Source organism: Hafnia sp. HMSC23F03, from assembly GCF_001816025.1.
GTDB classification, from domain to species: Bacteria; Pseudomonadota; Gammaproteobacteria; order Enterobacterales; family Enterobacteriaceae; genus Hafnia; species Hafnia paralvei.
Genome location: NZ_KV824196.1, coordinates 91,856 through 109,946, shown reverse-complemented (window position 1 = coordinate 109,946; position 18,091 = coordinate 91,856). Strand labels below are relative to the sequence as shown.

At 49.6% G+C, this 18,091-nt stretch carries 22 protein-coding genes; 4 read left to right on the top strand and 18 right to left on the bottom strand.

Annotated features, from left to right (window positions below):
• From HMPREF3091_RS03735 to fkpA, 9 genes are all read right to left on the bottom strand, one after another.
• Positions 1–190: GTP-binding protein (locus tag HMPREF3091_RS03735; RefSeq protein ID WP_004090890.1), on the bottom strand; the 190-nt coding region annotated here is incomplete at its 3' end.
• A gap of 70 nt (positions 191–260) precedes the next feature.
• Positions 261–2,375 (bottom strand): elongation factor G, encoded by a 2,115-nt coding sequence (gene fusA, locus HMPREF3091_RS03730; RefSeq protein WP_004090891.1) that lies wholly within the window; start codon positions 2,373–2,375, stop codon positions 261–263.
• 93 nt (positions 2,376–2,468) lie between these two features.
• Entirely contained in the window at positions 2,469–2,939 is a 471-nt protein-coding gene (rpsG, locus tag HMPREF3091_RS03725) for a 30S ribosomal protein S7 (protein WP_004090892.1), read from the bottom strand.
• A gap of 96 nt (positions 2,940–3,035) precedes the next feature.
• Positions 3,036–3,410 carry a 30S ribosomal protein S12 gene (gene rpsL, locus HMPREF3091_RS03720; protein ID WP_002212323.1) on the bottom strand — a complete coding sequence of 125 codons (375 nt, stop codon included), beginning with the start codon at positions 3,408–3,410 and terminating at the stop codon, positions 3,036–3,038.
• A gap of 142 nt (positions 3,411–3,552) precedes the next feature.
• Complete coding sequence (gene tusB / locus HMPREF3091_RS03715; RefSeq protein ID WP_004090893.1) at positions 3,553–3,840, bottom strand: sulfurtransferase complex subunit TusB; 288 nt, start codon at positions 3,838–3,840, stop codon at positions 3,553–3,555.
• 18 nt (positions 3,841–3,858) lie between these two features.
• Entirely contained in the window at positions 3,859–4,218 is a 360-nt protein-coding gene (tusC, locus tag HMPREF3091_RS03710) for a sulfurtransferase complex subunit TusC (RefSeq protein WP_004090894.1), read from the bottom strand.
• Between the two features lie 9 nt (positions 4,219–4,227).
• Positions 4,228–4,617 (bottom strand): sulfurtransferase complex subunit TusD, encoded by a 390-nt coding sequence (gene tusD / locus HMPREF3091_RS03705; RefSeq protein ID WP_070714310.1) that lies wholly within the window; start codon positions 4,615–4,617, stop codon positions 4,228–4,230.
• Positions 4,617–5,339 carry a helix-turn-helix transcriptional regulator gene (locus HMPREF3091_RS03700; RefSeq protein ID WP_004090896.1) on the bottom strand — a complete coding sequence of 241 codons (723 nt, stop codon included), beginning with the start codon at positions 5,337–5,339 and terminating at the stop codon, positions 4,617–4,619. Before HMPREF3091_RS03700 ends, tusD begins: the two co-directional genes overlap by 1 nt.
• Before the next feature lie 207 nt (positions 5,340–5,546).
• Entirely contained in the window at positions 5,547–6,371 is an 825-nt protein-coding gene (gene fkpA, locus HMPREF3091_RS03695) for an FKBP-type peptidyl-prolyl cis-trans isomerase (RefSeq protein WP_070714307.1), read from the bottom strand.
• A gap of 272 nt (positions 6,372–6,643) precedes the next feature.
• On the opposite strand from fkpA, the gene HMPREF3091_RS03690 reads away from it, so the two are divergent.
• The gene (locus HMPREF3091_RS03690) at positions 6,644–6,877 is read left to right on the top strand and encodes a SlyX family protein (RefSeq protein ID WP_004090901.1); all 234 of its coding nucleotides are present in this window, start codon (positions 6,644–6,646) and stop codon (positions 6,875–6,877) included.
• Positions 6,878–6,946: 69 nt separating this feature from the next.
• Here HMPREF3091_RS03690 and slyD read toward each other — a convergent pair whose 3' ends face one another.
• The 4 genes from slyD to kefG all read right to left on the bottom strand — a co-directional run bounded on the left by slyD (position 6,947) and on the right by kefG (position 10,237).
• Positions 6,947–7,543: a peptidylprolyl isomerase gene (slyD, locus tag HMPREF3091_RS03685; RefSeq protein WP_004090902.1), complete on the bottom strand. Its 597-nt coding sequence runs from the start codon at positions 7,541–7,543 to the stop codon at positions 6,947–6,949.
• A 107-nt stretch (positions 7,544–7,650) separates the two neighbouring features.
• Positions 7,651–7,845: a YheV family putative zinc ribbon protein gene (locus HMPREF3091_RS03680; protein WP_004090904.1), complete on the bottom strand. Its 195-nt coding sequence runs from the start codon at positions 7,843–7,845 to the stop codon at positions 7,651–7,653.
• Between the two features lie 26 nt (positions 7,846–7,871).
• The gene (kefB, locus tag HMPREF3091_RS03675; protein ID WP_004090905.1) at positions 7,872–9,686 is read right to left on the bottom strand and encodes a glutathione-regulated potassium-efflux system protein KefB; all 1,815 of its coding nucleotides are present in this window, start codon (positions 9,684–9,686) and stop codon (positions 7,872–7,874) included.
• Positions 9,683–10,237: a glutathione-regulated potassium-efflux system ancillary protein KefG gene (gene kefG, locus HMPREF3091_RS03670; protein ID WP_070714305.1), complete on the bottom strand. Its 555-nt coding sequence runs from the start codon at positions 10,235–10,237 to the stop codon at positions 9,683–9,685. Before kefG ends, kefB begins: the two co-directional genes overlap by 4 nt.
• 151 nt (positions 10,238–10,388) lie before the next feature.
• Here kefG and HMPREF3091_RS03665 point away from each other — a divergent pair, with 151 nt between their 5' ends.
• Entirely contained in the window at positions 10,389–12,317 is a 1,929-nt protein-coding gene (locus HMPREF3091_RS03665; RefSeq protein ID WP_070714303.1) for an ABC transporter ATP-binding protein, read from the top strand.
• A 77-nt stretch (positions 12,318–12,394) separates the two neighbouring features.
• Here HMPREF3091_RS03665 and tauD read toward each other — a convergent pair whose 3' ends face one another.
• The 5 genes from tauD to HMPREF3091_RS03640 all read right to left on the bottom strand — a co-directional run bounded on the left by tauD (position 12,395) and on the right by HMPREF3091_RS03640 (position 16,696).
• Entirely contained in the window at positions 12,395–13,243 is an 849-nt protein-coding gene (gene tauD, locus HMPREF3091_RS03660; RefSeq protein WP_004090910.1) for a taurine dioxygenase, read from the bottom strand.
• Entirely contained in the window at positions 13,240–14,088 is an 849-nt protein-coding gene (tauC, locus tag HMPREF3091_RS03655) for a taurine ABC transporter permease TauC (RefSeq protein ID WP_035502742.1), read from the bottom strand. Before tauC ends, tauD begins: the two co-directional genes overlap by 4 nt.
• Positions 14,085–14,867: a taurine ABC transporter ATP-binding subunit gene (gene tauB, locus HMPREF3091_RS03650; RefSeq protein WP_070714301.1), complete on the bottom strand. Its 783-nt coding sequence runs from the start codon at positions 14,865–14,867 to the stop codon at positions 14,085–14,087. The genes tauC and tauB overlap by 4 nt, the downstream gene beginning before the upstream one ends.
• A 10-nt stretch (positions 14,868–14,877) precedes the next feature.
• A complete protein-coding gene (tauA, locus tag HMPREF3091_RS03645) occupies positions 14,878–15,876 on the bottom strand; it encodes a taurine ABC transporter substrate-binding protein (protein ID WP_070714313.1) in 999 nt (332 codons plus the stop codon).
• 214 nt (positions 15,877–16,090) lie between these two features.
• On the bottom strand, positions 16,091–16,696 hold the full coding sequence (locus HMPREF3091_RS03640; RefSeq protein ID WP_004090915.1) for a LysE family translocator: 606 nt from the start codon (positions 16,694–16,696) through the stop codon (positions 16,091–16,093).
• 101 nt (positions 16,697–16,797) lie between these two features.
• On the opposite strand from HMPREF3091_RS03640, the gene HMPREF3091_RS03635 reads away from it, so the two are divergent.
• A complete protein-coding gene (locus HMPREF3091_RS03635; protein WP_070714311.1) occupies positions 16,798–17,778 on the top strand; it encodes a hydrolase in 981 nt (326 codons plus the stop codon).
• The gene (locus HMPREF3091_RS03630) at positions 17,775–18,011 is read left to right on the top strand and encodes a YheU family protein (protein WP_004090917.1); all 237 of its coding nucleotides are present in this window, start codon (positions 17,775–17,777) and stop codon (positions 18,009–18,011) included. The genes HMPREF3091_RS03635 and HMPREF3091_RS03630 overlap by 4 nt, the downstream gene beginning before the upstream one ends.
• Positions 18,012–18,091 lie beyond the last annotated feature (80 nt).

Here is an 18,091-nt window from a genome sequence, read left to right as displayed (position 1 = left end):
TGATGGTGATACCACGAGCTTTTTCTTCTGGCGCGTTATCGATCTGGTCGAATGCACGTGCAGAACCGCCGTAGGTTTTAGCCAGAACGGTGGTGATTGCAGCTGTCAGGGTAGTTTTACCGTGGTCAACGTGGCCGATAGTACCAACGTTAACGTGCGGTTTTGTACGTTCAAATTTTTCTTTAGACACGGCTTTATTCCTTACTCTTGTGCTCTCCCTTCATAGAGAGAGCACGGGATCAATGTTTTAAACTAGTAGCTTATTTGCCACGAGCTTCAATAACGGCTTGAGCAACGTTGCTCGGCGCATCATCGTACTTCAGGAATTCCATGGAGTAAGATGCACGGCCTTTGGTCAGAGAACGCAATTGAGTTGCGTATCCGAACATTTCTGACAACGGAACCTCAGCATGAATCACAACGCCAGTAACGTTAGATTCTTGACCACGCAGCATACCACGACGGCGGCTCAGGTCACCGATGACGTCACCAGTGTTCTCTTCTGGAGTTTCTACTTCAACCTTCATGATTGGTTCAAGCAGAACTGGTTTCGCTTTCTTAAAGCCATCTTTGAAGGCGATAGAAGCGGCCAATTTAAACGCCAGCTCAGAGGAGTCAACGTCATGGTAAGAACCGAAGTGCAGACGCACGCCCAGATCAACTACCGGATAGCCAGCCAGTGGACCAGATTTCAGCTGTTCCTGAATACCTTTATCAACGGCAGGGATGTATTCACCAGGAATTACACCACCCTTGATGTCGTTGATGAACTCGTAACCTTTCGGATTTGAGCCCGGCTCCAGTGGGTACATGTCGATAACAACATGACCGTACTGACCACGACCACCAGACTGCTTGGCGTGTTTACCTTCGATATCGGTAACTTTCGCGCGAATCGCTTCACGGTAAGCAACCTGAGGTTTACCGACGTTCGCTTCAACGTTGAATTCGCGTTTCATACGGTCAACGATGATGTCGAGGTGCAGCTCACCCATACCTGCAATGATGGTCTGGTTGGATTCTTCATCAGTCCATACGCGGAATGACGGGTCTTCTTTAGCCAGACGGCCCAGAGCCAGACCCATTTTTTCTTGGTCAGCTTTGGTTTTCGGTTCTACTGCGATAGAAATTACCGGTTCTGGGAATTCCATACGCTCCAGAATGATTGGCGCATCAGGGTCACACAGAGTGTCACCAGTAGTTACGTCTTTCAGACCGATAGCAGCAGCGATGTCGCCTGCGCGAACTTCTTTGATCTCTTCACGTTTGTTAGCGTGCATCTGAACGATACGACCAAAACGCTCACGTGCAGATTTCACGGAGTTCAGTACGGTATCGCCGGAGTTAACCACACCGGAGTAAACGCGGAAGAAGGTCAGGTTACCAACAAACGGGTCGGTTGCGATTTTGAATGCCAAAGCAGCAAACGGCTCATCATCGTTAGCATGACGCTCAGCTGGAGTATCTTTACCGTCGTCCAGCATACCGTTGATCGCAGGTACGTCGATTGGGGATGGCAGGTAATCAATTACCGCATCCAGCATCGCCTGAACACCTTTGTTCTTGAACGCAGAACCACAAGTTACCAGAATGATTTCGTTGTTCAGAACACGCTGACGCAGAGCTTTCTTGATCTCTTCTTCAGTCAGTTCTTCACCACCCAGGTATTTTTCCATCAGCTCTTCAGAAGCTTCTGCTGCTGATTCGATCAGGTTCTGGTGCCATTCTTCAGCCAGATCGGCCATATCAGCAGGGATATCTTCGTATTCGAAGGTAACGCCCTGATCGGCATCGTTCCAGTTGATAGCTTTCATTTTCACCAGGTCAACAACACCGGTGAAACCTTCTTCAGCACCAATCGCCAACTGAAGCGGAACAGGGTTCGCGCCCAGACGGGTTTTGATCTGACCAACAACTTTCAGGAAGTTAGCACCCATACGGTCCATTTTGTTAACGAACGCGATGCGTGGAACTTTATATTTGTTCGCCTGACGCCATACGGTTTCAGACTGAGGCTGAACACCACCAACGGCGCAGTAAACCATTACCGCACCATCAAGAACACGCATGGAACGTTCTACTTCGATAGTGAAGTCAACGTGCCCTGGGGTGTCGATGATGTTTACACGGTGTGGTTCAAACTGCTTAGCCATGCCAGACCAGAATGCAGTGGTCGCAGCAGAGGTAATGGTAATACCACGTTCCTGTTCCTGTTCCATCCAGTCCATGGTGGCTGCGCCGTCATGAACTTCACCGATTTTATGGTTTACACCGGTGTAGAAAAGGATACGTTCGGTAGTAGTTGTCTTACCGGCGTCGATGTGTGCGCTGATACCGATATTACGGTAACGGGCAATGGGTGTTGTACGAGCCATTTGATTCCTCTATTCCTAGGACGTTCAAGTTAAGTTACCCATAGCGGGCGGCTTGCTTGAAGCGCCCGCTTGGTGACTAACACTATGAAGGTATTACCAACGATAGTGAGCGAACGCCTTGTTGGCTTCAGCCATACGGTGAACGTCTTCACGTTTCTTAACTGCAGTACCTTTGTTCTCTGCAGCATCAGAAAGTTCGTTCGCCAGGCGAAGAGCCATGGATTTATCACCGCGTTTACGAGCAGCTTCAACGATCCAACGCATTGCCAGAGCATTACGACGAACCGGACGGACTTCTACTGGTACCTGATAAGTAGAACCACCAACACGACGAGATTTAACCTCGACAGCTGGGCGGACGTTGTCCAGGGCTACTTCAAAAGCTTCCAGTTCGCTTTTACCAGAACGCTGAGCCAGGGTCTCCAGCGCGGTATATACGATTGCTTCTGCGGTAGATTTTTTACCATCTACCATCAGGATGTTTACAAATTTAGCCAGCAGTTCTGATCCGAACTTAGGATCCGGCAGAATTTTACGCTGACCAATGACGCGACGACGTGGCATGGAAATACTCCGTTGTTAATTCAGGGTTGTCCAAAACTCTATAGTTCGAGTTTGACATTAAAGTTAAAACGTTTGGCCTTACTTAACGGAGAACCATTAAGCCTTTGGCTTCTTCACGCCGTATTTGGAACGTGATTGCTTACGGTCTTTAACGCCGGAGCAGTCAAGCGCACCACGAACGGTGTGGTAACGAACACCTGGCAAGTCTTTTACACGACCGCCACGGATCAGGATCACGCTGTGTTCCTGCAGGTTATGACCTTCACCGCCGATGTAGGAGGTAACTTCAAAACCGTTAGTCAAACGCACACGGCAAACTTTACGCAGTGCGGAGTTTGGTTTTTTAGGAGTGGTGGTATATACGCGAGTACATACGCCACGTTTCTGCGGGCAAGCTTCCAGCGCAGGAACGTTGCTTTTAGCAACCTTCATGGAGCGTGGTTTGCGTACCAGCTGATTAATTGTTGCCATTAATAGCTCCTGGTATTTGCTTCGTTTTTTGCTTCGTAAACAAGTGTGATAAATCTCCCCATAAAGCCATGGGCAAAATATGAGGACGCAGAATTTTATGGCTGCCCAGTATAGGTGTCAAGAAATATACAAGATCGCGTCTTCACCAAGATAACTGTTGCGGGTGTTTAACACTCAGCTCAACGAACTGATTATAGTCTAGGAGCACGATATTGGATGAAATTCGAGCACTCAAACCGCGAGCAATAACATCGGCCTTCAGCGCATATAGGGATGTGGAGGCAGAAATGAGCTTTTCAAGGGAGTGGGTATTTACCAACCCACACAGAACACCATCCTGTAGCAACAAGATCGCATCATTATTACCCGCTATAGCGCAAAGAGTTGTCAGATCTGCTGCAGTAGGTGACTTTGCCAGCGTATGTAACATGTAAAACTTCTCCAGCGGCTAGAAGGTTAGCACAACATCGCGTTGTTCAAGATTTTGTCGAATCTGTGCCGCAGTTCTCACCTGAACGTCAATAATCCAGCGTTCAAACCCCAGCAAACCTCTTTCTTCTAGAGATTCTGAACAGAGATAGACCTCTTCGATATCGTAAAGTGACATGACACCAAAGGTTGCCACATAGTCACGACAAAGAATTTCAGCCGGTTTTTGATCGGGCAACAGTTGGAATACACCATCGCCCACAAAAAACACCTGAATATCTTCGCTAAAAGCAGAGGCCGCTAACAGCGCGTCTAATCCTTCTCGCCCTGAACTTGTCGTATGCGGAGGTTGAGTAAACACAAAGGCTAAACGTTTCATCCCATCCCCTTAAAACTGCATGATGCGATCGCAGGTTAACGCGGCTTCAGCCAACGCGCCTAGACCACTTAATACGAAACCATCCTGCAGATTAGAGGCTGGTAACCCAAGCTGGGTCGCTTCATCATGCGATACCACGCCGCGGCGCAAAGCCGCCGCGACACAAACATTTAGCACCACGCCATGTTCTTGCGCCAGACTCTGCCATCCACGAACCAGATCAAACTCATCGCTTGCCGGTGAGGTCAGTTGGTTTGCGTTACTTACGCCCTCACGGTAGAAGAACACGCTAGCTAAGTGATGTCCGCTGGCAATAACCGCCTGTGCAAATTGGTAAGCACTACTGGCCGCTTGAGTGCCGTAGGCTGGACCGGTCACAAACAGAGAATAGCTCAGCATTAGCGATCGCTACCCTGTAGGTCACCGCTTTTAAATTGGCGAATATACAAATACACGGTGTGCTTAGAGATGTTGAGACGATCCGCAACCTGATTAATGGCATCTTTGATATCAAAGATCCCTTTCTCATGCAGATTCAGCACAATCTGACGATTTTTGGCGTTGTTAGACACCGAACGATCGGCGTTAACCTCTTCGATAGTGAACTCCAGCGTTTGTGCCACCAGATCATCAACAGAAGAAGCAAAGTTAACTGATGACGCCACGTCCTGCGAAGCTTTCGGAATGAAGGTTTCCATGATCTGAGAAAAAGGCACATCCAGATTCATGTTGATACACAGCAAACCGATCACTCGCTGATCTTTATTGCGAATCGCAATCGTCACCGACTTCATTAACACGCCACTTTTGGCGCGAGTAAAGTACGCCTTTGATACGCTGCTATCTTCGCCCGCCATATCGTGCAACATGCGAAGCGCTAAGTCGGTAATCGGTGAACCAATTTTTCTCCCAGTATGCTCACCGTTAGCAATTCGCACTGCTGAACACTTCAAATCCTCAAGCGAGTGCAAAACAATTTCACAATGGGAACCAATGAGCATCGCAAGACCGTCAACAACAGCCTCATATGATTTCAGAATTTCATGATCGGTCTGGCTGAACGGACGCTCATCCAGTAAGTCTAGCTCGCTGGTGTCACCAGGCATAAGCGTATTGGACATTGAAGACAACCCCCACGGAGGATTTAGCTACGCACCCATCAATGGATGCAGATTCAAGAAAACGTGCTATTTAAAAAATAAAGTTTAGCAAAACTGCCCTATTTAAATCCTTGTAGCCGGCGGGGTAAAAGATTTTTTTATCATCCTGCGGCAAAAAACAAAAAAGCCGTGGAATAATCCACGGCTTTTTCCAATCATTCAAGGCAATTACTTACCGGCTTTTGCTTCTGCTTTTGCTTTTGCTTCGGCTTTCGCAGCTTCTACATCAGCTTTAGGTGCGGCTTTAACATCCAGCAGTTCTACGTCGAATACCAGAGTAGAGTTTGCAGGAATGCCTGGGACACCTGTTTTACCGTAAGCCAATTCTGGTGGGATAACCAGTTTGATCTTGCCGCCTTTCTTGATGTGTTTCAGGCCTTCGGTCCAGCCAGGGATAACACCATCAAGACGGAAAGAAAGTGGCTCACCACGGCTATATGAGTTATCAAACTCGGTGCCGTCGGTCAAAGTCCCTTTGTAGTTAACCACAACGGTATCGCTGTCTTTTGGTTCAGCGCCAGTACCTTCTTTATCAACCTGATACATCAGGCCAGTTTTCGTGGTCTTAACGTTTTTCTCTTTAGCAAATGCGTCACGGAATTTTTTACCTGCATCCGCATTAGCTTTGGCATCCTGTTCCATCTTAGCTTGTGCAGACGCTTTTACACGTGCCTCAAAGCCTTGCAGAGTACCTTCGATTTCTTGGTCGGTCAGCTTGCTCTTGCCAGCAAACGCATCCTGAACACCGGCGATCAACTGGTCTTTATCCAGTTTGATACCCAGTTTCTCTTGCTCTTTCAGGGAGTTCTCCATATAACGACCCAGAGAAGCGCCTAACGCGTATGCAGCCTGCTGATCGTCATTCTTGAATTTGCTGTTGGTCGCCGTAGGTGCAGCGTCCGTTGCTTTGGCAGCGTCAGCAGCGAAAGCTGATGCGTTCAGGGCCAGAGCCATTGTTGTTGCCAGCACGGTAACTTTAAAAAAAGATTTCATCCATTTCTCCAAACTTTAAGGCAAGTGACCTTAAATAACGATGAGCTAAATGTAGTGGGTTACTATAGCGGTCTGTCGACTCATAAAACAATCACTAAGCGCGCCAGTCTGATAAATTCAGACTACGTTGCCTGCAAAAAGTTTCATTCTCTTTCCCAATCAACAAGCGTAACGCGCAATTCGTCTGCGTTATGAGTAAAATAACGAGAATGAGGTGAAATTTCACCTATGAAATTGTGAACGGAAACTACACCGTTATAAGAGGAAATATTATGCAACCATCGGCTTTGGATCGCGAAGAGCTTGAATCCAGATTTGAAATGCTCGAGAGCCGACTGGCTTTTCAGGAAATGACCATCGAAGAGCTGAACCAGACGGTTATCGCCCTGCAGTTAGAAATGAACAAATATCGCGAGCAGATGCACTTATTGGTAGATAAACTCAAAGCAGCACAGCCATCAATGATGGCTCATCCGTCAGAAGAAACGCCCCCACCTCATTACTAACTGGCGAATCTTCACGACAAAAAAAGCGGCCAAGGCCGCTTTTTTCCATTCTGCATCTAATCTACAGAATTAATGGCAGCCGCAACCACCGTTGCCTTTGCCATTACCACCGCAGCAACCGCCTTCTTCGCCATGGTCGTGACCGTGATCGTGGCCATGACCACCGCAGCAGCCTTCACCGTGCTCGTGGTGGTGATCGTGCTCGCCGTGTACGTGGCCGTGCTCCAGCTCTTCAGCTGTTGCTTCACGAATAGCGATAACTTCAACGTGGAAGTTCAAGTTCTGGCCTGCCAGCATGTGGTTACCATCAACAACAACGTGGTCGTCGTCAACTTCGGTAATTTCTACTGGTACTGGACCCTGATCGGTTTCAGCCAAGAAACGCATGCCAACCTGCAGTTCGTCAACGCCCATGAAAACGTCTTTTGGTACACGCTGCACCAAGTTTTCATCGTAGTTACCGTAAGCGTCATTTGCGCCAACGTGAACATCAAAGCTATCGCCTTCAGCGTGACCTTCCAGAGCGGCTTCCAGACCAGAGATCAGGGAGCCATGGCCGTGCAGATAATCCAACGGTGCACTCACCGGAGACTCATCAACTAAAACACCGTCTTCTGTACGTACCTGATAGGCCAAGCTGACCACCAGGTCTTTTGCTACTTTCATGATATCTCCTAGCGTTGGAAACTAAATTGGCGCAGATTGTAGCGGAATTTTGCGCCACTGTACCCACAAGGATAAAAAATCCCTACAGGAAACGCCACCCTTGCCGCTTATTCTGGCTTAAAAATACCGATCATTTGATTATTGTGCTGCACATGCTCGCTCACATCCGCCTCTGGTTGGCTCAATTGGTGTCCACACTTAACGCATTCTGCATGCTCAATATTATTCTCACGCCAAACCACGAGTGTATCTTGTGCTTTACAGGCTGGGCATGTTGCCCCTGCAATAAATCTCTTTTTCATTTTGTTACCTTATTGATTCGATATCATCACAGATCTTCTTCGTCCCAGTCATTCATCTGCCGCCGCTCATGCTGCATCTCGCGCTGAAAAATATCTTCTAGCTCGCGTCTAGCCTCTTTCACGCGTGAAATTTGGGTAACATCCCCCTGATGATGAGGCATGAGTTCACGCAGCATTCGCATATCTAGACGCCGAAAATGCTGCTGAGCCCGATGTGCCTGATGTGGATGCATACCTAATTCCATCAATGCTTTACGCCCTAATTCTAACGCACTAGAAAATGTCTCACGGCTAAATTGATTCACTCCCGCCATCAGCAGCTCATGTGCTTCAACACGACCACGCGCACGCGCTAGGATTTTTAAATGCGGAAAATGTTGCTGGCACAGATGCACCACCGCCAACGTATCCTCGGGTTCATTACAGGTGATAACAATAGCTTCGGCCTTTTCTGCGCCAGCCGCACGCAATAGCTCAAGTTCAGTCGCATCGCCGTAATAAACCTTATATCCGTAGCGACGCATCATACTGACCGCGCTCACATCACGTTCCAGAACCGTAATGCGCATTTTGTTTGCCATCAGCAAACGCCCAATCACCTGACCAAAACGCCCAAACCCAACGATAATGACCTGAGGATCGTCATCTTCCACGAAAGGTGCTTCTTCGTTTTCGTCTGACGGGTTATAGCGTTTTTCCAATATCCTATCGACCAACTGCATCAGCAGAGGCGTCGTCACCATAGATAACGTGACGATCACCAGCAACAGAGCCATCTGATCGCCCTGCAGCAGTTTTTGGGTACTGGCGGCGGAGAACAACACAAATGCAAATTCACCGCCTTGGCTAAGCACCGCAGCAAACTGCATACGCACAGAGCGGCGAATCCCCGCAATACGTGCCAATAGATATAACACGCCCCCTTTCACCACGACTAAGATAGCCACGCCCATCAATACTTCTGGCAAATGGGTATATAAAACACCCAGATTTAGCGCCATGCCCACAGAGATAAAAAATAATCCCAGCAATAGGCCCTTAAATGGCTCAATGGCGATCTCCAGTTCGTGCTGAAATTCGCTTTCTGCCAGCAGAACGCCCGCAATGAACGTCCCCATCGCCATAGACACCCCGAGCGCATCCATAAACATGGCAGAGCCCAGCACCACCAACAGCGCCGCAGCGGTAAATATCTCACGGACACCGGTCGCAGCGATGTAGCGGAAGATCGGGCGCAGCAAATAGCGGCCGCCGATCAACATTCCTAACAACGCACCAACCTTCATCGCGATAAACGCCCAGTCAGTGTCTTTGTTACTAGAGCCCACCAGCACAGGAATTAGCGCTAACGCAGGGATGACAGCCATGTCCTGAAACAACAGAACCGAGAAACCGAGTTGCCCGCCCTCATTGCGGTTCATGCCCTTTTCTCGCATCATCTGCAAGGCCATCGCCGTTGAAGACATGGCTAACCCAATCCCACCGATCACGGCAGCCTGCCAAGAAAAATCGGTCAGTAGCAGTAATCCGCCTAAAATGGCGGCAGTGAGCAATACCTGCCCAGCTCCGACACCAAAAATAGAACGTCTCAGCGACCAAAGTTTGCTCGGATTCAGTTCCAACCCAATAATAAACAACAGGAATACAACGCCAAGCTCCGAAAAATGCAGAATTTCATCCACATCTCGAATAAAGCCTAGCCCCCAAGGGCCAATCGCAATCCCTGCAATCAAAAAGCCAAGTACCGTGCCAATGCCAATCCGCCGAGCAATCGGCACGGCTACCACTGCCGCAAACAAAAACAGCAGTATCGCTGGTAAGAGTGAGCCCTCTTCAGTCATAAGCTACCGCCTCCAGCTAATGGTGATTCCAGCCATTGCCCATAAGCTTTGGCATGACTCTGTAATACATCCGGTTTTAAACGACGCGCCCAATACACCACCATCGGTGGCATCCAATGCATATGACACATCCCCGCAGTGAGCTCGAATGGGCGCAAAACCTCATCCATGGTGTACCGGTTATAGCCACCCATTTGGTATGCCCCTTCTGGTTCGCCGGTAGTCACCACGCTGCGCCAATACTTTCCACGCAGAGCGTTTCCCCCCACGCCACTGGCAAAACCACGCGTCAGCACGCGATCGAGCCACTCTTTGAGTAAAGCAGGACAGCTATAGGTATATAAAGGGTGTTGAAAAACAATGACCTGATGTTCACGCAACAACTGCTGCTCATGGTGAATATCAATAAAAAAATCAGGATAGTGCGCGTAGAGATCGTGCACTGTGACATGTTCCAATTGTTGTGCCGGCTGCAGTAGAACTCGATTCGCAACCGAGTCCTGTGATTCCGGATGGGCATACAGCAGCAATACTTTCGGTGGCTGCGACATCTATTCCCCTCCCCAAAGCGTCGTCATCGGTGAGCATTTCAGCTACCATGCAGCGCTAAGATTAAAATTAATAGTGTGCGTGTTCTGAATACTCATTATTGTTCACGCTAAAACAACGACAATTTAACACATTATCAATAGACGGCGCTTTATGATTGTTTTCTCATCGCTACAAATTCGACGCGGTACGCGCGTTCTGCTGGACAATGCCAGTGCTACGGTTAACCCCGGCCAAAAGGTTGGTCTGGTGGGTAAAAATGGCTGTGGGAAATCAACGCTGCTGTCGCTGTTAAAAGGTGAAATGACTGCCGACGCAGGCAGCTTCAATTTCCCTGGCAACTGGGCGTTAGCGTGGGTAAACCAGGAAACTCCAGCCTTAGACATTCCGGCATTAGAGTATGTCCTCGACGGCGATCGTGAGTTTCGCCAGCTCGAGGCCGAGCTTAATGACGCCAATGAACGTAACGATGGCAATGCCATTGCGCTCATTCACGGAAAACTCGATGCCATTCAGGCATGGACCATTCGCTCGCGCGCATCCAGCCTGTTACATGGTTTAGGTTTTAGTCAAAGCCAGCTTGAAGAACCGGTAAAATCATTCTCTGGTGGTTGGCGAATGCGCCTCAACCTCGCTCAGGCGCTGATTTGCCGCTCAGACCTGCTGCTGCTCGACGAACCAACTAACCACCTTGATTTAGATGCGGTTATCTGGCTAGAGCGTTGGTTAAAAAGCTACACCGGCACCTTGATTCTGATATCGCATGACCGTGATTTCCTCGATCCTATCGTGGATAAAATTCTACACATTGAACAAGAGCAGCTGTTTGAATACACCGGCAACTACTCATCGTTTGAACAGCAGCGTGCGACTAAGCTGTCACAGCAACAGTCAATGTATGAAAGCCAACAGCAGCGCGTTGCGCATCTGCAAAGCTATATCGATCGCTTTAAAGCCAAAGCGTCGAAGGCAAAACAGGCACAGAGCCGCGTTAAAATGCTGGAGCGTATGGAGCTAATTGCCCCTGCACACGTCGACAACCCATTCCATTTCAGCTTCCGTGAACCAGAAAGTTTGCCAAATCCGTTGCTGCGGATGGAAAAAGTCAGTGCTGGATATGGTGACAAAACCATTCTTGATTCGATCAAATTGAATTTGGTTCCCGGCTCACGCATTGGCTTGTTAGGCCGCAACGGCGCAGGTAAATCTACGCTGATTAAGTTATTGGCAGGAGAGCTTGCGCCACAGAAGGGTGAAATCGGCTTAGCCAAAGGTGTGAAGCTGGGCTACTTCGCACAGCATCAGTTGGAATATTTGCGTGCTGACGAGTCTCCGCTACAGCACCTCACTCGTATCGCCCCACGTGAAACTGAACAACAATTACGTGACTATCTCGGAGGTTTCGGCTTCCGTGGTGATAAAGTGACCGAGCATACGGCTCGTTTCTCCGGAGGCGAGAAAGCTCGTTTAGTGCTCGCACTGGTCGTTTGGCAACGTCCTAACCTACTGCTGCTCGACGAACCCACCAACCACCTCGATTTGGACATGCGTCAGGCATTGACCGAAGCACTGATTGATTTCGAAGGTGCACTGGTTGTCGTCTCCCATGACCGTCACTTATTGCGTTCGACTACAGACGATCTGTATCTGGTTCACGATGGTCAGGTCGAACCGTTTGCTGGCGATCTAGAAGATTACCAGCAGTGGATGATCGATCTTCAACGCCAACAGGCACAGCAAGATTCGAACAAGGCTGAAGGTGAAACCAGCGGTAACAGCGCTCAGGCGCGTAAAGATCAAAAACGTCGCGCCGCCGAGTTCCGTACTCAAACCCAGCCCATCCGCAAACACATCATGAAGATGGAACAGCAGATGGAAAAGCTGAGCGCACAGTTGGCGACGCTGGAAGAAAAACTGGCCGATAGTGGTCTGTATGACATCAGTCGCAAAGCAGAGCTCACTGAGTGCTTACAGCAACAAAACCAAACCAAAGCCGCGCTAGAAGAAGCCGAAATGGAATGGTTGGATGGTCAGGAAAAATTGGAAGCCATGACGCTGGCCTTCGAAGCAGAAAACGACTAAGCCTCGCAGCCAAGAGGTTTTTTCTCCCCCGCGCTCACTTCAACGCTGAGCGCGGGTCTACTCAATAAGCCATCCCACTAGCCACGATAAAACGGTTTATCGCCGAGAATCGTTGCACGATGCATAATCCGACGCTGAGGCAAATAGTCAGCGTTAGCATAGTGCTGAGTCACACGGTTATCCCAAATCGCAATATCGTCTTGCTGCCAGCGCCAGCGAACCTGAAACTCCGGCTTGGTCGCATGGCGGAACAAGAACTGCAATAAGGCTTCGCCTTCTTGTTGGGGTATCCCGACCAATCGTGTGGTAAAGCCTTCATTCACGAATAGCGCCTGACGCCCGCTAACGGGATGAGTTCGCACCACCGGATGCAACAACGGCGGATGCTGGCGTTTGGCCTGCAGCCAACGCTGATGCTCTTCTTCTGAACGCAAATGTTTATGCTCGGGAAACGACTTTTCAAAATCGTGCTCAGCCTGTAGCCCACTCAATAACACTTTCAATTGAGGTGAAAGCGCCTCATAGGCCGCAATACCACTCGACCACAGTGTATCGCCTCCCACTTCAGGTAAACGCTTGGCGGCCAGAATGGCGCCCAAAGGCGGATTCTCAATGAAGGTAACGTCGGTATGCCAGTTATCATTATCTGGCGGATTGTCATTGTGAGTATCCAGCTCAATGATCTCCTCCACGCCCGCCGCATGCGGATAAACAGGATGAATATGCAAATCACCAAACCGTGACGCCAACTCACGTTGCTGCAACGGCGTTATCACTTGTTCACGCGCAAACAGCACCTGATGTTTCAACAACGCGTGATACAGCTGTTCAAACTGGGCGTCACTCAGTGGACGAGAGAGATTGATATTACTCACCACGGCACCAATGGCAGGGCTCAGCGGCTGAATAGTTAAACGTTCGTTCATTTTTTTACTCCATGCCACGGGGTTAAGCGGCGCTGCAAAGCTCGCAAGCCCAGCTCCAATGCAAAGGCAATAAACGCGATAACGCTAATGCCAGCAATAACCACATCAGTCGCTAAAAATTCACCTGCGGACTGAATCATAAATCCTAAACCACGCGTAGCGGCAATCAGCTCAGCGGCCACCAGCGTCGACCAACCAACGCCAAGACCAATGCGTAAGCCGGTTAAAATTTCAGGTAAGGCGTTTGGTAGCACCACGTACCACAGCACCTGCCAACGGCTTGCCCCTAGCGCCTGAGCAGCACGCACTCTCACCTGCTCCACACTGCGTACGCCAGCAGCAGCCGCTAGCGTTACCGGGGCAAAAATGGCCAGATAAATGAGCAGAATTTTGGACGTTTCACCAATGCCAAACCAGATAATCATCAGTGGCAGATAAGCTAACGGCGGCACTGGACGATAAATTTCAATAATGGGGTCAAGAATTCCGCGCACCGTGGGATTCAATCCCATGGCAATGCCGACCGGTACACCAATCACCACCGCCGCCAGCAGCGCTATCAGAATACGGCTTAGACTAGCGGCCAGATGCTGGCCTAGCGTCGCGTCCATAAAGCCTTGGGTACTGATACTGACCAACTGTTTCAACACCTGCTGCGGCGCGGGTAAAAACAGCGGGCTGATGAGGTGCAGCGCCGTAACCGCCCACCATACGGCCAAAATCACCAGCAGCGTGAAAGCGCTGACAACAACGTTAGAGGGAACTCTAACTTTCCCCCCTCGAGACACAGCAACTTTACTGGCTACCTCTCGGGTATCGTTTTTTAGCGTGGAGTGAATACTCATAGCCATGCCTCCTGAGCGTGTGGAGTTCGATGTTCAAAAACACGCGACAGCACATATTCACGACGTTCAATAAACGCCGGATCGGATTTAATGGCTCGGCACGGTTCTCCATCCGCATAACGCTGGCCAAAATTCAGCGCCAAACGTTCGACGATCCGTCCGGGTCCCGGTGACAACAGGATCAGCTCGGAGGCTAAAAAAACCGCTTCTTCGATATCGTGCGTAATCAGTAAAATCTGTTTGCCCGTCTTGCGCCACACACCTAGCAATAACTCCTGCATCTGTTCACGGGTAAAAGCATCCAACGCACCAAAAGGTTCATCCAGCAACAACAGCTGTGGATCTGCTGCCAACGCGCGCGCAATGCCGACACGCTGACGCATCCCGCCTGAAAGGTGCCAGATAAAGTGACGTTCGTAGCCTTCCAACCCCACCCATCGCAGCATGCGTAAAGCAATCGACGTGCGCTCCTCGCGCGCCACGCCCTGTAGCTGTAAACCAAACGCGACGTTGGCTAACACATTTCGCCACGGCAGTAGCCCTTCATTCTGGAATACCACGCCGCGTTCCGCGCTGGATCCAGAGACGTTACGTCCAGATAAGCTAATGGAACCGGCATCCGGCTGACTAAACCCCGCCACCAAATTCAGCAGGGTCGTTTTTCCACATCCAGAAGGCCCGAGAACCACCACCAATTGTCCGCTCGCAATCTGTAGTGAGATGTCATCGAGAACCTTTTTTCCGTCATAGGACGCACTGAGATGATTCACTGACAGCATGAAATGCTCCTTATGACTGAGGTTCAGCCTGTACCTGCTTCACAAACTGATTATTAACAAAACTACGATAGTCTTTAGCCACCTGAGGGATTTTGCCCTGCTGCTGTAAGAACACGGCGGTGTCATGAATGGCTTTATCAACCGGTTGCCCCAGCTCACTCACCTGCTCTGCAACAGGCAGGTAGCGATTTCCCTTAACCAGCCCCGGCACTTGTTCCTGCGGCACGCCGCTCAGCTTGGCGAGCTTATCGATGTTTTGACTCTCTTTAAGCCATTGGTCTGGCTCCGCCAAATAAGCTTTCTGTGCGGCCAGCGTCGTGCGAGCAAATGCCGTTACGACATCAGGATGTTGCTGAGCAAAATCCTTACGTACAACCCAAACGTCCAGCGTTGGCGCGCCCCATTGACCTACCTGCTCAGAATCCGTTAATACGCTGCCCGTTTTCGCTAGCTCGTTAACCGCAGGTGCCCAAACGTATGCGCCATCGATATCACCACGCTGCCACGCTGCGGCTATCGCCGGTGGCTGAAGATTCAGAATAGTGAGTTGATCGGGTTTAATCCCCCAATGTTTCAGTGCGGCCAACAAGCTGTAGTGAGTGGTCGAAACAAACGGTACGGCAATGCGTTTGCCAATGAGATCCTGTGGAGACTTAATCTCTTTTTTCACCACCAGCGCTTCCGAGTTTCCTAGCTGCGAGGCTAGCAGGAAAACTTCTATCTGCAGCCCTTGGCTAACAGCAGCCGCCAGCGGGCTGGAACCAATATTGCCAATCTGCACATCACCGGAGGCTAACGCTTTTACCACGCTGGAACCGCTATCAAACTTGCGCCAATCCACATTGGCTCCAGAGGCTTTGGCAAACGCGTTATCTGCCTGTGCTACTTTCGCAGGCTCAGCCGACGTCTGATAGGCCACGGTGACATCCAACGCGTAGGCACTCGTTGCCGCCAACGTCAGTGAAAGAAACGCCGCAACGCCGCGTAAAGAAAAGGTTTTGCTCATCATCATATGCTCCGCTCATTTTTCTGTATCTGGAGCAATATGCCCCGCGCTAAACACAGTTGTAGCCGAGCCTGATTTAGCAAAGAAGGAATAAAAAAATATTCTTTATTCCAAATAGCGATAATTGAGTTTTCTCGTTCTGGGGACTAACGTGAACGCCGAGGAAGGAAATAAGACTGAAATGGATGAGCCTCCGGCATAACCGGAGACGCCAGGTTTAGTGCCAGATTAATAACACACAGGCCGCCGTCAGCAAGCCCATTGAGATATTAAAGGTAAACCAAGCACGGCGGCTATTGAGCAAACGGCCAATCACGGTGCCAAAACCAAGCCAGATAATGCCGGAGACCAAATTCACCATAACCATCGCAATGCTGATAGCAATAATAGAATGGTTATAGCCGGAGCCAGCTAAGCTGAAACTCGCCACGGCGCCCAATCCCATCAGCCATGCTTTGGGATTTAAAAACTGGAGTAGCCAACCTTGATACCAGTTAACTGGCTTGTTAACTTTTACGGCATTAGGATCGAGTTTTTCATAGCTTGAGCTCGCGATCTTCCATGCGATATACAGAAGATAGGCACTACCCAGTATTTTAAGCGCGGTATGCAGCGCAGGATAAACCAGCAGCAGGCTCCCTACGCCAAAAGCCACCAACAGCAACAACGATTGCATTCCCAGCATGATGCCAAGCATCAGCGGAATCGATCGCATAAAACCGAAATTGGCGCCAGATGACGTCAATAACATATTATTTGGGCCAGGAGTAATCGCCGCCACCCATAAAAACCCCAGCATCGAAAGAAATAATCCAAGCTCCATCTACTGAAAACTCCCCACCCTTAATGATGTTTGTCGTGACCTTGAAGCTATCAGTGTGATATTGATCGCACAAGAAAGATGACATGAAAATTAATCACCTTATGAATAATCAGTTCTCACCCATGCGCGGGATCAGCAATCCGCACCTGCAAACTATTTTGCCCAGATTATTTCGCCGCAAGGTGTTATTACAGCCTCATTGGCAACGCTTAGCCTTGCCCGACGGGGATTTTATCGATCTGGCCTGGAGCGAACCACCGGAGCAGGCTCAACATAAGCCGCGCGTGGTTCTGTTTCACGGTTTAGAAGGCAGTTTCTATAGCCCTTACGCGCACGGCCTGCTGCATGCTTGGAAAGAAGCGGGCTGGCTGGGTGTGGTGATGCATTTTCGCGGGTGCAGCGGCGAGCCCAATAAAATGAACCGTATCTATCATTCTGGTGAAACAGAAGATGCGCGATTCTTTCTCAACTGGCTACGCGAAACTCACGGAGCAGCACCTACCGCGGCCGTCGGCGTTTCGCTCGGCGGTAATATGCTGGCCTATTATTTGGGTCAGGAAGGTGCCAACGCCACGCTGGATGCAGCCGTGGTTGTTTCAGCCCCACTGATGCTTGAACCTTGCTCATATCGATTAGAACAGGGCTTTTCACGCGTCTACCAAAACTATCTCCTTGGGCAACTCAAGCAAAATGCTCAGCGCAAATTAGAGCGTTACCCGAATACATTACCACTCGATCTAAAAGCGCTAAAAAACCTGAAACGCATTCGCGATTTTGACGACGTCATCACCTCTCGCATTCACGGCTTTGATAACGCAACCGACTATTATCGCCGCTGTAGTGCGTTACCTTTACTCCCTAGAATAACCGTGCCGCTGTTGATCATTCATGCCAAAGACGATCCGTTTATGACACCAGAAGTGATCCCTCGGCCTGAAGATTTACCGTCTAATATTGAATATCAGCTTACCGAATTTGGTGGACACGTTGGCTTCATCAGCGGCAGTTTTAAAAAGCCTCAGATGTGGCTCGAGCAACGTATCCCTGCTTGGTTAGCCCCACATTTGGAGAAAACACAGTGATTATCCCTTGGGAGAATCTAGCAACGGATACGTTGGATAGTCTGATCGAGTCTTTTGTGCTGCGAGAAGGCACTGATTACGGTGTACACGAGAAATCGCTGACGCAAAAAGTTGAAGATGTCCGCCGCCAGCTAAAGAATGGCGAAGCTGTTTTGGTGTGGTCAGAGCTGCATGAAACGGTCAATATCATGCCGAAAGGGCAGTTCCGTGACACCCCAGAAGAGTATGAATAGACTCTAGGTATAAGCCTCAGTAAAGCCAATAAAATAATAAGTATAGGCATCCAAACATTATGCTTAATTTGTGGTCTAAG

What these genes read in the sequence shown, in the direction of transcription:
- fusA (WP_004090891.1), bottom strand. Translation starts at nt 2,375, where the DNA reads ATGGCTCGTACAACACCCATTGCCCGTTACCGTAATATCGGTATCAGC.
- rpsG (WP_004090892.1), bottom strand. Translation starts at nt 2,939, where the DNA reads ATGCCACGTCGTCGCGTCATTGGTCAGCGTAAAATTCTGCCGGATCCT.
- rpsL (WP_002212323.1), bottom strand. Translation starts at nt 3,410, where the DNA reads ATGGCAACAATTAATCAGCTGGTACGCAAACCACGCTCCATGAAGGTT.
- tusB (WP_004090893.1), bottom strand. Translation starts at nt 3,840, where the DNA reads ATGTTACATACGCTGGCAAAGTCACCTACTGCAGCAGATCTGACAACT.
- tusC (WP_004090894.1), bottom strand. Translation starts at nt 4,218, where the DNA reads ATGAAACGTTTAGCCTTTGTGTTTACTCAACCTCCGCATACGACAAGT.
- tusD (WP_070714310.1), bottom strand. Translation starts at nt 4,617, where the DNA reads ATGCTGAGCTATTCTCTGTTTGTGACCGGTCCAGCCTACGGCACTCAA.
- HMPREF3091_RS03700 (WP_004090896.1), bottom strand. Translation starts at nt 5,339, where the DNA reads ATGTCCAATACGCTTATGCCTGGTGACACCAGCGAGCTAGACTTACTG.
- fkpA (WP_070714307.1), bottom strand. Translation starts at nt 6,371, where the DNA reads ATGAAATCTTTTTTTAAAGTTACCGTGCTGGCAACAACAATGGCTCTG.
- HMPREF3091_RS03690 (WP_004090901.1), top strand. Translation starts at nt 6,644, where the DNA reads ATGCAACCATCGGCTTTGGATCGCGAAGAGCTTGAATCCAGATTTGAA.
- slyD (WP_004090902.1), bottom strand. Translation starts at nt 7,543, where the DNA reads ATGAAAGTAGCAAAAGACCTGGTGGTCAGCTTGGCCTATCAGGTACGT.
- HMPREF3091_RS03680 (WP_004090904.1), bottom strand. Translation starts at nt 7,845, where the DNA reads ATGAAAAAGAGATTTATTGCAGGGGCAACATGCCCAGCCTGTAAAGCA.
- kefB (WP_004090905.1), bottom strand. Translation starts at nt 9,686, where the DNA reads ATGACTGAAGAGGGCTCACTCTTACCAGCGATACTGCTGTTTTTGTTT.
- kefG (WP_070714305.1), bottom strand. Translation starts at nt 10,237, where the DNA reads ATGTCGCAGCCACCGAAAGTATTGCTGCTGTATGCCCATCCGGAATCA.
- HMPREF3091_RS03665 (WP_070714303.1), top strand. Translation starts at nt 10,389, where the DNA reads ATGATTGTTTTCTCATCGCTACAAATTCGACGCGGTACGCGCGTTCTG.
- tauD (WP_004090910.1), bottom strand. Translation starts at nt 13,243, where the DNA reads ATGAACGAACGTTTAACTATTCAGCCGCTGAGCCCTGCCATTGGTGCC.
- tauC (WP_035502742.1), bottom strand. Translation starts at nt 14,088, where the DNA reads ATGAGTATTCACTCCACGCTAAAAAACGATACCCGAGAGGTAGCCAGT.
- tauB (WP_070714301.1), bottom strand. Translation starts at nt 14,867, where the DNA reads ATGCTGTCAGTGAATCATCTCAGTGCGTCCTATGACGGAAAAAAGGTT.
- tauA (WP_070714313.1), bottom strand. Translation starts at nt 15,876, where the DNA reads ATGATGAGCAAAACCTTTTCTTTACGCGGCGTTGCGGCGTTTCTTTCA.
- HMPREF3091_RS03640 (WP_004090915.1), bottom strand. Translation starts at nt 16,696, where the DNA reads ATGGAGCTTGGATTATTTCTTTCGATGCTGGGGTTTTTATGGGTGGCG.
- HMPREF3091_RS03635 (WP_070714311.1), top strand. Translation starts at nt 16,798, where the DNA reads ATGAATAATCAGTTCTCACCCATGCGCGGGATCAGCAATCCGCACCTG.